13 protein-coding genes are annotated in these 13,720 nt (G+C 56.5%); 5 read left to right on the forward strand and 8 right to left on the reverse strand.

Translation table 11 applies throughout. The annotated features are described in order from the left end of the window. Positions 1-78 precede the first annotated feature (78 nt). Both HK44_RS20555 and HK44_RS20560 read left to right on the forward strand, forming a co-directional pair. Entirely contained in the window at positions 79-969 is an 891-nt protein-coding gene (locus HK44_RS20555) for an ATP-binding protein (protein WP_019692905.1), read from the forward strand. Continuing rightward, positions 966-1,448, forward strand: coding sequence for a GAF domain-containing protein (locus HK44_RS20560; RefSeq protein ID WP_019692904.1), 483 nt, complete (start codon positions 966-968; stop codon positions 1,446-1,448). Before HK44_RS20555 ends, HK44_RS20560 begins: the two co-directional genes overlap by 4 nt. 55 nt (positions 1,449-1,503) lie before the next feature. Here the strand turns inward: HK44_RS20560 and HK44_RS20565 are convergent, their stop codons facing one another. The 7 genes from HK44_RS20565 to HK44_RS20595 all read right to left on the reverse strand — a co-directional run bounded on the left by HK44_RS20565 (position 1,504) and on the right by HK44_RS20595 (position 9,153). Beyond that, positions 1,504-5,133 (reverse strand): transporter substrate-binding domain-containing protein, encoded by a 3,630-nt coding sequence (locus tag HK44_RS20565; protein ID WP_031319607.1) that lies wholly within the window; start codon positions 5,131-5,133, stop codon positions 1,504-1,506. Between the two features lie 8 nt (positions 5,134-5,141). Continuing rightward, positions 5,142-5,768 carry a response regulator transcription factor gene (locus HK44_RS20570; protein WP_019692902.1) on the reverse strand — a complete coding sequence of 209 codons (627 nt, stop codon included), beginning with the start codon at positions 5,766-5,768 and terminating at the stop codon, positions 5,142-5,144. Positions 5,769-6,060: 292 nt separating this feature from the next. Beyond that, entirely contained in the window at positions 6,061-6,468 is a 408-nt protein-coding gene (locus HK44_RS20575) for a response regulator (protein ID WP_019692901.1), read from the reverse strand. Between the two features lie 266 nt (positions 6,469-6,734). After that, positions 6,735-8,066: a deoxyguanosinetriphosphate triphosphohydrolase gene (locus HK44_RS20580; protein WP_019692900.1), complete on the reverse strand. Its 1,332-nt coding sequence runs from the start codon at positions 8,064-8,066 to the stop codon at positions 6,735-6,737. Positions 8,067-8,106: 40 nt separating this feature from the next. Continuing rightward, positions 8,107-8,451: a hypothetical protein gene (locus tag HK44_RS20585; RefSeq protein WP_019692899.1), complete on the reverse strand. Its 345-nt coding sequence runs from the start codon at positions 8,449-8,451 to the stop codon at positions 8,107-8,109. Beyond that, complete coding sequence (locus tag HK44_RS20590; RefSeq protein ID WP_019692898.1) at positions 8,448-8,837, reverse strand: phage holin family protein; 390 nt, start codon at positions 8,835-8,837, stop codon at positions 8,448-8,450. The genes HK44_RS20585 and HK44_RS20590 overlap by 4 nt, the downstream gene beginning before the upstream one ends. Before the next feature lies 1 nt (position 8,838). Beyond that, positions 8,839-9,153, reverse strand: coding sequence for a DUF883 family protein (locus tag HK44_RS20595; protein ID WP_019692897.1), 315 nt, complete (start codon positions 9,151-9,153; stop codon positions 8,839-8,841). Between the two features lie 369 nt (positions 9,154-9,522). On the opposite strand from HK44_RS20595, the gene HK44_RS20600 reads away from it, so the two are divergent. Next, positions 9,523-10,731 (forward strand): ammonium transporter, encoded by a 1,209-nt coding sequence (locus HK44_RS20600; protein WP_019692896.1) that lies wholly within the window; start codon positions 9,523-9,525, stop codon positions 10,729-10,731. A 72-nt stretch (positions 10,732-10,803) separates the two neighbouring features. On the opposite strand, the gene HK44_RS20605 is transcribed toward HK44_RS20600, so the two are convergent. Next, positions 10,804-12,759 carry a monovalent cation:proton antiporter family protein gene (locus tag HK44_RS20605; RefSeq protein ID WP_019692895.1) on the reverse strand — a complete coding sequence of 652 codons (1,956 nt, stop codon included), beginning with the start codon at positions 12,757-12,759 and terminating at the stop codon, positions 10,804-10,806. 206 nt (positions 12,760-12,965) lie between these two features. Here HK44_RS20605 and HK44_RS20610 point away from each other — a divergent pair, with 206 nt between their 5' ends. Together HK44_RS20610 and HK44_RS20615 are read left to right on the forward strand one after the other, a co-directional pair. Continuing rightward, entirely contained in the window at positions 12,966-13,202 is a 237-nt protein-coding gene (locus HK44_RS20610; protein WP_019692894.1) for a glutaredoxin family protein, read from the forward strand. 122 nt (positions 13,203-13,324) lie between these two features. Further along, on the forward strand, positions 13,325-13,645 hold the full coding sequence (locus HK44_RS20615; RefSeq protein WP_019692893.1) for a hypothetical protein: 321 nt from the start codon (positions 13,325-13,327) through the stop codon (positions 13,643-13,645). Positions 13,646-13,720 lie beyond the last annotated feature (75 nt).

Genomic DNA, 13,720 nt, shown 5'->3' on the forward strand with positions numbered 1-13,720 from the left:
CGCGATAATCCCGGCATTACGCGCTGTGCCTGGTTTTCTGTCCCCCATCATTACTGTGAACGTGCCTGAGGAGAAGTCGTGGATTCGCGATTGAATGCATTTCTTGAACGCGCCGATGCGGTTCTGGCTCGTATCGAGCCGTTACTGCCCGCGCAACGCACAGCCATCGACTGGACGCAGTGCCTGGCGGCACGCTGGCAGCGCGAGGGTCGGAGCGGATTTCTGTTGCCACTTGAGGTCAGCCTGGACATGCGTCTGTCTGACCTGATCGGGGTCGACAAGCAGTTGGAACAGTTGGGGCGAAACACCCGGCAGTTTCTCGACGGCATGCCTGCCAACCACGCGCTGCTCTGGGGTTCGCGTGGCACCGGTAAATCGTCGCTGGTGCGGGCCTTGCTGGCCGAGCACGCCAAGGGCGGTTTGCGCCTGATCGAGATTGAACGCGATCACCTGGCGGACCTGCCACGCGTCGTCGAGCAAGTCGCCAAGCTGCCTCAGCGCTTTGTGCTGTTTTGCGACGATCTGTCGTTCGAGGCCGGTGAGGGCGATTACCGGGTGCTCAAAAGCGTGCTCGATGGCTCGCTGGAACAGGCGCCGGATAACGTACTGCTGTACGCCACCTCCAACCGTCGCCACCTGGTTCCGGAAAAAGAAAGCGATAACGAAAACTGGAAAATGGTCGACGGCGAGCTTCATCCCAACGAGGCGGTCGAAGACAAGATTGCGCTGTCGGATCGATTTGGCCTGTGGCTGTCGTTTTATCCTTTTACCCAGGAGCACTTCCTCAATGTGGTCGAGCATTGGGTGGGAGCGTTGGCAGGCAAGGCCGGTCTTGAGTGGAAACGTGATGAAGAACTGGAGATTCTCGCCGTTCGCTGGGCGACCGGGCGCGGTAATCGCAACGGCCGTTGCGCGTATCAATTTGCCCGGTATTGGGTTGGACTGAAGTTGTTGGAGCACAAGGCATGATCGATTTGCAAAAGAGCGGTGCGGGACTTGAGGGCTATGGCCTGCTCTGCGCGCAGTTGGAGTCGTTGCTGGCGGATGAGCGCGACTTTATCGCCAACGCCGCGCAGTTTTCGGCGTTCTTGTTCAATCAGCTCGATGACCTGAACTGGGCCGGGTTTTACCTCAATCGCAACGAGGAACTGGTGCTCGGGCCGTTTCAGGGGCAGATCGCCTGCGTGCGCATTCCGTTCGGCCGTGGCGTTTGCGGCGCAGCGGCCGCTACCCTTCGCACTCAACGGGTTGAAGATGTGCACGCGTTTGCCGGGCATATTGCCTGCGACAGTGCCTCGAACAGTGAATTGGTGGTGCCTTTGGTCAAGGATGGTCGGTTGATTGGCGTGCTGGATCTGGACAGTCCTTTGCTGGCGCGTTTCACCGTTGATGATCAGGCCGGCATTGAGCAGTTGGCGGAGATTTTCTTGCGTTTGACCGAGTGCTGATCAAACCCGTAGCCGCTGCCGAAGGCGGCTGCTACGAGTTGCTTCAGGGCAGGTTCTACACGTTGGCGTGATGACGGATCTGTCGTTGTAGCGCCTGCTCCAGCTCAAGCATGGCGTGCTCTACGCCTTTGCAGCGGGCCTCGAGTTGGTCCGCACCGATGTTCTCATGACATACGCGCTCAAGCGCTTCGCAGCCGTCGATAAGCTTTGAGGCCTGAACGATACGGGCCGCACCTTTGATTTTGTGCGCCATATCGATGAAGGCTTGCGGCCCGCTTGCAGGTGGCAGTGCGAGGAGTTCCTGGCGGTCGAGGCGATTGCTGTTGAGCAGTTCGGCGAGCAAGCGCTGAACCAGTTTTGGATCGCCGCCGGTGAGTAACTGCAAGCCGTCCAGGTTAAAGGCTTGATCGTCAATGATCGGCTTGAGTGCTTCCAGTCGCTGGCCCAGCGCGGGCAGGCTGATGGGTTTGAACAGGCAATCGTTCATGCCTGCCTGTCGGCATCGCTGTTTTTCCTCCGGTTGAGCATTGGCGGTAAAGCCAAGCACCGTACAGGGCGGGCGCTGCTCATCGTGCTCGGTCTTGCGGATGGCACGGGTGAGTTCGTAGCCATTCATCACTGGCATGTTGCAGTCTGCAATCACCAGGTCGAAATGGCCTTCTTTCCATGCCTGGAAACCTGCCTCACCGTTGTTGGCCGTGACGGACCGATGCCCCAGAAAGCCGAGTTGCTGGCACATGAGCAAGCGATTCGCGGGATGGTCGTCGACCACCAGCACGTTCAGGGTGATCGTGGCGTTCGCGATGACCGGTTGTGGGGTGTCCAGCATCAGGGCGTCTGGCAGCACGGCCATCGGCAATGAAATCCGGACCTGAGTGCCGATCCCGGGCGAACTGGTCAGTTGCACGCAACCACCCATCATTTCGCACAGGTTGCGGCTGATCACCAACCCCAATCCAGCGCCGCTTCTGGCCAAATGCCCGCTGTTATCGGCCTGACTGAAAGGTTCGAACAAGCGTCGCTGATCGTCTTCGCTGATGCCGATTCCGCTGTCATTGACCCACAACTCCATCTGGAGGCTGCCGGGCTCCGAGGCCGGTTGCAGATTGACCTTGATCGTCACCTGGCCGTGCTCGGTAAACTTGATGGCATTACTGATCAGGTTGGACAGTATCTGTTTGAAGCGCAGGGGGTCGATCAATACATCGGGCTGTTCAGCGCTGGTGGGGTGCTCCAGCACGAGACAGAGGTTTTTTTGCCGGGCCAATCCATCGAAAACCCGCACGACCGATTCAATCGTCTCGCCAAGGTTCACCCGCTCTGGCGCCAGGCTCAAATGGCCAGACTCGATTCGGGCAATATCGAGTATGTCGCCAATCAACTCCAGCATGTCCTTGGCCGAGCTATAGGCCACTTCGATAGCCGGCCGATCCAGATGACCCTGATCGGCCCGTTTCAATGTCAGTTCGAGCATGCCGATCACCGCATTCATCGGCGTGCGGATTTCATGACTCATGGTGGCCAGGAAGGTGCTCTTGGCGCGATTGGCTTTGTCCGCCTGTTCTTTGGCGGACCTGAGCTCATCAAAAAGCTGCCGTCGTTCGCTGATGTCGATCCAGCCTCCAATGATCCCCTGGACCTCACCCGTCGAGTCCCGATAGGGAAGAATCCAGTGATAGATCGTCAGCCTTTTCCGGCCAATGTGCAGGGGGCGGTCGAGAATCAACGGGACACCTTCGGCCACCACACGCTGGTAGTCGGCCAGGTATTCCCTGGCTTCGAACTCATTGCTCATGGCGCCCTGCATGAGGTTTTTGCCAATCACGTCTTCGCGTTTGGCACAAAAGGCCTCCAGATAGCTGTCGTTACAACTTTGCAGCAGTCCTTCACGGTCCCGTACGTAGATGGGGTGAGGTGTACCGTTGACCAGCGTGCGCATGAATTCGAACTGGTCGTTGAGTGCGCGTTCTGCCTTCTGGCGTTGCTTGATCTGCCTGCGCATGTGGGCATTCCAGGCCAGCGAAATCAGCAACAAAAGACCGCTGCCAATGACCAGTTGATAGAACAGGCGATGGTAGTTGCGCCAGGTGCTATTGGCGGTGCCCGTGTAGCCGCGCCAGCGGCTGTTGATTATTCCCAGCTCGTCCGGCGCAATGCTGAGCAGGGCTTTGTCGAGGATGGAGTGCAGTTCTGTAGCGCTGCGCGCGGTTGCCAGTGAAAACGCGGCTTGCTGTGTCCCGACAGTCGCGCTGATTTGCAATGCATCCTCGAACACTTGCGATGAAATGAAGTAGTTGGCAATCACCAATGAATTGACTGCGCCGTCGACCTGACCTTTGGCGAGTAACTCCACCGCGCTGAAACTGTCAGGCGTTTCAATCAACTGGATCGTCGGGTATGTGCGGTGCAGATAGTCGAGGAGCGGATTGCCCTGAGTGATGGCGAGGCTCTTTCCATTCAATTGCTCAAGACTGATTGGGCTGGAGCTGCTCTTTCGGGTCAGTAGTACAAATGAATTTTCCAGGTAGGGCCGAGTGAAGCTCAATTGTGCCTCGCGTTCGGGGCTAGGAATCATCGCGCCAATCAGGTCAGCCTGGTTCCCTTTGACCTGGCTGATCATCTCGCTGTCACTTTGGCTGCGGTGAATCTCGAAGCGCAAACCGGTTCGAAGCCTGATCAGTTCGAGCAAGTCGGCGGTTATTCCCCGAAAGCTCTCGTCGGCGTCAAAGAACGTCAGCGGGGCGAAGGCATCGTTGACGACCACGCGAACAACGGGGTGCTGCGCAAGCCAGCGTTCCTCACGGTTGGTCAATTGCAGTTTGTGGTCAGTCAGAAGGATGTCGCTGCCCGCGCTCCAGCGTTTGGCAATGTTTTCCCGCTCGCCCGCGGGCATTTCCTTGAGTACAGCGTTGATGATTGCCAGCAGGTCCGGATTGTCCTTGCTGACCGCGAAGCTGAAGCCATAGGCCTCATGTTTGCCGAAGTTGGCCATCCGTATATTTTTCAGATAGCCCTTGTTGATCATGAAGTGGGTGGAAATGGTATCGCCAAGGAATACGTCTGCCTGGTCGAAGGCAACGGCATTGATCGCATTCTGGTAGGACGGGTAAGAGGTGATGATGGCCTTGGGGTATTGCGCCTTTACCTCTTCCAGCGGCAGATAGTGATAGACCATGCTCAAACGCATGTCGGCAAGACCTTCGGTCAATGATCGGTTTTCTGCATTCCGAGTGACCAGAACCGGTTGATCTATGGCGTAGGGGGCAGACAGTACGATGCTGGAACGTCTTCCTTCAAAGCTATTGGCCGTTCCGAGCAGGTCGACGTCGCCGTTTTCGAGTGCTTCGATGGCGGCCTCTCGGGAGAGGTAACGACGGACCTTGATCGACAGGCCCAGGGATTGTGCTAGGACCCCTGCGTAATCAGCCGTGAAACCCTCATAGTCGTGACCGCTGATCGTTAAATCGAAAGGAGGGTAGTCAGGCGCGGAGGTCCCCAGGACCAGTTCGCGCTTGTTGTGCAGCCACAGCCGTTGTGATTTATCCAGTTGAACGTCCATGTAACCTGCCGTTGAGCGACTGAGCAGCGTGTAATTTCCGATTCCGCTGTCTGCTCCGGACACAGAGGTGCTCAGACATAAACCTGCACTCAAATACAATAAATAGTCCTTTAAACACCTGGGCATCCTGTCTCTCACACTAGCGCGTTACGTTTTGCCATCTCGATAAGTTCTACCAGGGATTTGGCCTTGAGTTTTTGCATGAGTCTTTTTTTGTAGGTGCTGACGGTCTTGTTGCTGAGGAACATGCCTTTGGCAATTTCCTTATTGGTACGACCCTGGGCGAACAGTTGCAGGACCATCAGTTCGCGATCATTGACGGACTTGAACAAATCCAGTTCAGCGCAGAGCGCTTCGTCCCCGCGAACCGGGTTCAAGGCCTGGCTGGGGAAGTAGTTGTAACCGGACAGCACGGCTTTGATGGCACTGAGCAGTTCGCTGAGATCTTCCTGCTTGCAGACATAACCGGAGGCCCCGGACTGCATACAGCGGATGGCGAACAGTGTTGGGCTCTGGGCCGTCAACACCAGTGTTTTCAGCGGGGTACTCATTGCATTGAAGCGGGAGAGAACTTCCAGCCCGTCGAGTTTAGGAATGCTGATGTCAAGAATAATCAGGTCGGGCATGCATTCGCGAACCATCTGCATCGCATCGACTCCGTTGTCGGCTTCACCGACTACTTTGTAACCTTCATGTTCCAGCAACATACGAACTGCAAGGCGAATGACGGGGTGATCGTCGACAATAAAAACTGAGTTCATAATCATGTCCCATACGTGCGCAAATAAAGCGAGCACCTTAGCTCAGATAAGTGCGTTGACACATGAACTGACGGGGCTGTAGGTGCAATATAGGACATGTCCTACATTAAAAGAGGCATCGGACTACGCATGAACTAGGTTTGTGAGGAAGAGCGAGAATATTAGTCGGGCATGTAGGTGCCCTTATTCAGGGTGGATATATGCTTTTGCAATAAGTGCCAGATCTCTGTTTTCTGGTGCGTGGTAATACTGAGGCTTCTCTGTTTGTCGTGAGGTGTCTGAAGGTTTTCCATTAATAGTGTTTGTTTGTAAGGTCGGGAAGGGTCAATAAGTTTATAAATTCAGATTGTTTCAGCGGTTTCGCCAAATAACCCAGTAATGGCAGTCGTTGCTCGTGTGCGTTTTTTTTCAAGGTGTCCAGTTCGATTGAGTCAAGGCTGCTCAGGATGATTGCCTGTTGTATCAGGTGCTGGTGGCTGGCAATACCAATCAGGTCAAGACCGGAGAGGTCTGGCAGGCATTGATCGCACAGCAGTATTTCGAAGGGGCGTTGCACTTGTATCATCGTCTGTAATGCATTTTCGGCGTTATCTACGGCGGTGACCTGAGTAAAACCGTAACTTTCAAGTAAGTATTGGGTTGCTTTCAGCTGAAAAGGATGGTCCTCCACCAGCATGATGCGCAGATCGTAGTTGAACATATAGCTTTCCATGAGGATGGTCGAACTGCGGTGTGCGTCAGAAACAACCTTGTCGATTTAATCAGTACTGTCTTGTTTGCCATTGCTGGAGTTCTATCAGCTGTAAGGCCCCCAATCCTGTTGTTCAGGATAGAGTGATTATTTCGTGTGTATATAGAGCAAACGATCAGTTTACTCTGCACAGGATGTAGGGGGATTCTCCCGGTACTACAAAGTATTGGGGGGATCAGCCGTCACGGAATATTCCGGGCGACTGATCGATTGATTTAGTGGTGGCTGGAGCGTCCGGTCATTTCCAGTGCCATTTCGCTGGCATAGCTGTCGGTCATGCCGGCGATGAAGTCGATCATGCGTAAAAACGAGTTATGCAAAGGGCCGTGCGGGTCGGGTGCATTATTGCCCAGCAGATCGAGTATGCGCTGGTTCTTGAACGAAGCCGTGCGACCACCGTGCTGTTCCAGTGCCGCCCCACAAAAGCCATTCAGCAGAATTTCCAGTGTGGTGTAAGCGCCGATTTCATGCAGGGTTTTGCGTTTGTCCTGGAAGATTTTTTTACGCGCCATGTCCTTGGCATTCAGTACGCAACGCTTGGCGGGCCCGTGCATGTGTTCTACCAGATCGCCGTGAAGGGTGCCGGCCAATAGCGCGTCCTGCTGCTCGACGAATGCTCGTGCTGCAGCGTTGGTCAGGTGCTCGATGGCTTTGCCGCGAAGAATTGCCAGTTTGCGGCGACGCGAGTCATCGGGGCCGAGTTGACGGTAGGTTTCCGGCAGATCATCACCGACCAGGCCGAGCAACAGGGATTCCACCTCGGCGTACTCCAGAAGCTCCATCTCCAGGCCATCTTCAAGGTCGATCAAGGCGTAGCAGATGTCGTCGGCGGCTTCCATCAGGTAGACCAGAGGATGTCGGGCCCAGCGCTGTTCCTCGAGTTGAGGCAGGCCGAGTTTCTGCGCAATCTGCTCCAGCAGGGGCAGTTCACTTTGATAGCAACCGAACTTGTGTTTTTTGTAACCCAGCGAATCGGCATGGCGCGCGGTCCACGGATATTTCAGATAGGTGCCCAGCGTTGCGTAAGTCAGGCGTGTGCCGCCGTCAAACTGGTGGTATTCCAGTTGGGTCAGGACCCTGAAGCCCTGGGCGTTGCCCTCGAAGTTGAGGAAATCGTTGCGTTCGACTTCGCTCATGGCGTCCAGCCAGCCTTTATCCGCGGCTTGTTGGAACCAGTAGCGGATGGCGTCTTCACCCGAGTGGCCAAAGGGTGGGTTGCCAATGTCGTGGGCCAGGCACGCGGACTGCACCACCATGCCCAGATCGCTAGGCTCGCACCAGTCGGGCAGGGCGCTGCGGATGGTTTCACCGACGCGCATACCCAATGAGCGCCCCACGCAACTGACTTCCAGTGAGTGGGTCAGGCGCGTGTGGATATGGTCATTGCTGGACACCGGGTGGACCTGGGTCTTGCGCCCAAGACGGCGGAAGGCTCCGGAGAAAATGACCCGGTCGTGGTCTTTATGGAAGGGGCTGCGACCGAGCTCTTCCGGGCTATGCAGCGGTTTTCCGAGGCGTTCACGATTAAGCAGGGTATGCCAATCCAAGGCAGGTTCTCCGTCAGGTGGCTGATTTGGGTCTGTTGGTCTATGGGTCTTTGCGCGAGGAGCCTTGCAGCACCAGCTTGATCAGTGGCAACAGGCTGGTGCCTAGCTGGACTAACCGAGTGACACTGCTGATGCCACCGCCCTTGGCGCCCTTTGCGGTGAGGAAGCCCAGCAAGGTTACGGCGGCGATGCCCCAGAGTGGCGCGTGCTTGATGCCCAGACCCTCCTGAAAACTTTGCGTCATCCCACGTACGCGTTGCAAGGGCTCCAACAACTGCCGGGACTCGTGGCGAATTTCCTGGCGATGCATTTCCATGCGCAAGCGTATCAACGCCTTGCGCATCTCTTGTCGGGAACTGTTTTTGGGTATTTCAGGCAGGTTCATGGCAGCAGGCGCTCCCTGTCGTTCGCCAACTCTTCAAGGGTGGCGTTGAAAGGCGATGTTTCATCGAAGATCGCCGCTTTCAAGCGCATGCCACAAAAGAGTGCCGCGAGCGCATAGAAGACGCATAGGCCGATGATCCCCGACAGGCGATAAGTGTCCCACAGCAGGATCAACACCAGCGCCGAAAGCCCGATCAGCAGCAGTAAAGCGAAAACCAGTGCCAGGCCTGCGAACAGCAACAGGCTTACGGTGCGGGCTTTTTGCTCCTGCAATTCGATACCGAACAACTCGACATGGCTGCGCAGTAACCCGAGAAAAGCGGCACTCAAGCGTCGCGATGAAGACCCAGTACCTGGTTCGGACGAGCCGGATTCACCGATAGCCATATCAGCGCCGCGTCGTCAGCAAGCCAATCAAAAAGCCTACGCCGGCCGCGATGCCAACCGCTTGCCAAGGGTTGGCCTGAACATAGTCTTCCGTGGCGGTGACAGCAGCCTGGCTGCGTTGGCGCAAGGAGTCTTCGGTCAGTTTCAGGGTTTCGCGAGCCCGCTGCAGGCTTTCGTGAATCTGGCTACGTAACTCATCGGCTTGATCACCAGCCAGTGTTGCAGTGTGTTCCAGCAACCGTTCGGTGTCGCTGACCAATGTCTGAAAATCTTCCATCAGGATTTCTTGAGCAGTCTTTGCCGTTTTGCTAGCCATGATGAACTCCATAATTGGCGTGTGAAATGTTCGAGTATGAGCCTTGTTCGAAGGTTCAGTGTCAGGGGGCGCTCTCAATTGGTTCCCCCACCGCGTTATCGCCTTAAAGCGGGACTGGTACAGCTTTTGCTATGTCGTGGTGCGTCAGCCAGTGCTGTTGTGCTGAAACTGGGCGTGCTTCGCGAAAACCTTAACCTAAATAATAGAAACTCGCGCAAACACCCGAGCAACGATCGACCTCAATGAGTTTTTTGCGCCAAAACGGTTCGCCGGAATAAGAATGGATGCCAAGGCTGGTGTCAACTTGGTGCGTAAATTGTCTCGGTGAACCGCTTTGGTGCTTTTGCGACTTTAAGGTCTGCCAACTCGATGGAAAATTTGCAAAGTGCTGTGGACAGCCTGGTCCATAGCTCCAATACGCTGTTCATTCTGATCGGCGCTGTCATGGTTCTGGCCATGCACGCCGGTTTCGCTTTTCTGGAAGTCGGCACGGTTCGGCAAAAAAACCAGGTCAACGCGTTATCGAAGATCCTCAGTGACTTTGCCATTTCAACGCTGGCCTACTTCTTTATAGGCTACTGGATTTCCTACGGTGTCACTTTCATGCACCCGGCCGTGGTGATCAGCGCTGATCACGGCTATGGGCTGGTGAAGTTTTTCTTCCTGCTGACCTTTGCTGCCGCCATTCCGGCAATCATTTCCGGAGGGATTGCCGAGCGCGCACGATTCGTTCCGCAGCTGTGTGCGACGGCGTTGATCGTGGCGTTCATTTATCCATTTTTTGAAGGCGTGGTCTGGAACGGAAACTTTGGCCTGCAAGCCTGGCTGTTGATGCACTTTGGTGCCGGCTTCCATGATTTTGCCGGTTCCGTGGTGGTGCATGCCATGGGCGGTTGGCTGGCGCTGGCGGCGGTATTGCTGCTCGGTCCGCGCAATGGCCGGTATCGCGACGGGCGTCTGGTGGCGTTTGCGCCGTCGAGCATTCCGTTTCTGGCATTGGGTTCGTGGATTCTCATCGTCGGCTGGTTCGGCTTTAACGTGATGAGCGCGCAAACCTTGCAAGGCGTCAGTGGTCTGGTGGCGGTGAACTCGTTGATGGCGATGGTCGGTGGCACGGTGGCGGCGTTGATTGTCGGCCGTAACGACCCGGGGTTCCTGCACAACGGTCCACTGGCCGGGCTGGTGGCGATCTGCGCTGGCTCCGACCTGATGCATCCGGTTGGCGCACTGGTGACCGGAGCCATTGCCGGGGCCTTGTTTGTCTGGTGTTTCATTGCGGCGCAAAGCCAATGGAAGATCGACGATGTGCTCGGCGTATGGCCGTTGCATGGTCTTTGTGGCGTTTGGGGCGGGATTGCCTGCGGAATTTTCGGTCAGAGCGCCTTGGGCGGGATCGGTGGCGTCAGCCTGATCAGCCAGTTGATTGGCACAGCACTCGGGGTGGCCGTGGCACTGATCGGAGGCTTTGCGGTGTATGGCACGATCAAGCTGTTGCATGGGCTGCGCCTGAGCCAGGAAGAGGAGTATTACGGGGCGGATCTGTCGATCCACAAGATCGGTGCAGTCAGCCAGGATTGATTGCCTTCAGCCAATTGGCCAAGCTCGCGCAGGATATTTTCGGTTCTGCGCGAGCAATGCGACCACGGCTCATTACCCCGCCAACAGCCGTGCTTCACAGGCCTCGATGGCAGACAAGGTGCCTGACATCAACACCCGATCGCCCGCCAGCAATCGGGTGGCGCCCTCAACTGCCAAATCAGCGCCATTGCGCTGAATGGCTTGAACGTCCGCCCCCAACTCTTCAAGTGCCAGCTCATTCAAGGGCCGGCCGCATGCATGGGCATCCATTGTCAGGTTGACGGCATACATCAATACTTTCGGCTGCCCACGATTGTCCAGCAGGTTGCTTTGCGCTCCGTGATAGAAGCCGTGCAGCAGGCGATAGCGCCCATGTCGCACTTCGTCGATACGCTCCTGGACCTGCGGATGGGGCAAACCCAGCATGATCAACGCGTGAGAAGCGAGCATAAGACTCGATTCCAACAGTTCCGGGACAACTTCATTGGCTCCGGCCGCCTTCAGTTCGGCCAACTGACTGTCGTCACGGGTTCGAACCAGTATCGGAACCTGTGCGTTTACCTGCCGTGCGGCCTTGAGCACGGTCATGGCTATATCGGTCTTGTCCACAGCGATCACCAACAGTCGTGCGCGTTCAAGTCCTACGGCACCCAGCAGTTCCACGCGACGGGAATCGCCATAGTGCACGCAGCTTTCACCCGCCGCGGCTTGATGAACACGAACCGGGTCATCGTCAAGCGCAACGAAGGGCTGACCTTCGCGGCGCAGAAAACGCCCGATGGACTGGCCTACTCGGCCGTAGCCGCAAATAACCACGTGCCCGTGCAACTCGGTATGCAATGCTGCGATCTGATCGTGCTGGGCTTCCTCATTGGGTTTACGGTGCAAGCGCGCAGCAATGCCAGGCGCTGCGCGCAGCAACAGTGGCGTCAGCAACATCGAGCAAAAAGTCGCGGCCAGCAATAGGCTGCTCAACTCGGCTGGCATCAGTTTGTTCTGTTGCATCTGTGCCATCAGCGCAAAGCAGAATTCACCGCCTTGTGCCAATGCCAGGCCGCTGCGCCAGGCGGTTTCGCTGTCGCTGCCGCGCCATTTGACCAGTGCCGCGACCACGCTGCCCTTGATCAGCAGCAACCCCAATGTCAGGCCGAGAATCAGCAGGCCATGGCTAGCGAACAGCTGCAGGTCGATCAACATGCCGATACTGACGAAAAACAGCCCGAGCAGAATGTCACGGAACGGGCGAATATCGGCTTCGATCTGGTGCCGGTAATGGCTCTCGCCCAGCAACATGCCGGCAAGGAAGGCACCGAGGGCGGGGGAGAGTCCGAGCAGATGCGTCAGCCATGCTGTCAGCAATACAATGACCAGGGCCAACAGGACGAACAGTTCCGCGGAGTGCGAGGCGGCGACTTCATGGAACAGTCGTGGCAGTAGCCAGCGACTGGTCAGTAACAGACCGAAAAACAACAGCAGGGTTTTGCCCAGCGTGATCGGCAGCGCCCAATACCAGCTTTGATCGCTGCTGCCGGCGAACACCGGGACGAGCGTCAGCAACAGCACCGCAACTAGATCCTGAAACAGCAGCACGCCAATTGCATTCTTGCCGTAACGGCTGAAGATCTCGCCGAGACTGTTCAACTCTTTACTGACAATCGCCGTGGACGATAGCGCCAGACCGGCGCCGAGCAACATGGCCGGGGTGGCGGGCATGCCAAGTAGCATCAGCAAGCCGCCCAGCAGCACACCCGAGCACAGCACTTGCAGGCTGCCGAGACCAAATACCACGCGCCGCAGCGCAAGCATTTTCGACAGCGAAAACTCCAGCCCCAGGGAGAACAGCAGAAAGACCACGCCCAACTCGGCGAGGTCCGGTAGGTCCTGGTTGTCATTCACCCAGCCGAATGCGCCCGGCCCAACCATCAGTCCGACGCACAGGTAGCCCAGCACGGGAGGCAGCTGAAGCCGCCGAAACAGTGCAATCACCACCAATGACGAGGCGAGGATGATCAACAAATTGGCAAACACAACATTCCCCGTTTCGGTGCCGGGACGTACCCAGCGTAGAGGCAAAGAGAGCCGCGAGCATTGCGCAGCTGGAGTCGAGGCCGAATGATTTGCATCAGGGTTTTACCAGGCAGCTTAAATTGGCTGTCGTCACGGGGATCCCGTTGCTCGACGACTTTTCATCGTGAGCCTAGAATAGTCACCCAATCCTTGTTGGTCTGTTTGTCATGACTCCTGAATGCCAGTTGTTCGGCACCCTTGGTTGCCATCTCTGTGAACTCGCAGAAGCAGAGCTGATGCCGCTGGTAGAGCATGGGTTGTTGGTGGAACTGGTCGACATCGCCGACAGTGAGGCGTTGTTTGAAGCCTACGGTTTACGCATTCCGGTGCTGCGCCGTGTTGATACGGGGGCCGAGTTGGGCTGGCCCTTCGACGCCGAACAGGTCGTGGCATTCCTGCGCTGAACCCCTTCTCGTTTTCGGCGACAGTCGTTCCGCCTGTCGCGATCCCCAGGTAATGCGTTGGCGTAACCCCGATTATTCGTTTACTGTATGTGCATACAGTAATTCGCGTTAGAGGGAAATGCATGGTCAATGTCGAACAATTGAAAGCCGGCGTGAATCGCATGTCGGCTGATGTGGTCCGTGAGGCAGTGCTGGAGTTACGCCTGGATGGCCTGGTTACGGAAGGGAAAACGCCATTCAACAAATTGCACTTCAATACGTGCTTCGCTGAAATCGAAGCCTTGTTTCAGCGCGCGGGTTACCACCGTCAACTGGATGTCGTGGGTTATCAAGGGTTGCTGTATGCGCTTTATGATCCCGGCCGTTGGGAGGCTGTCGATGTATTGCGCTGGCTGAAGGAGTTTACCGAAGCGGCGGCGCAGCGAGAGTCGCTGACCGCGTGATAATCATGCGGACGCCTCGCATGGAATCTGTCCTAGGATCGCCCGGGTCCTTGTTGGATAATGCACACCTGCATT

The sequence above is a fragment of the Pseudomonas fluorescens HK44 genome, from assembly GCF_000217955.3.
In the GTDB taxonomy this organism is placed as follows: domain Bacteria; phylum Pseudomonadota; class Gammaproteobacteria; order Pseudomonadales; family Pseudomonadaceae; genus Aquipseudomonas; species Aquipseudomonas fluorescens_AQ.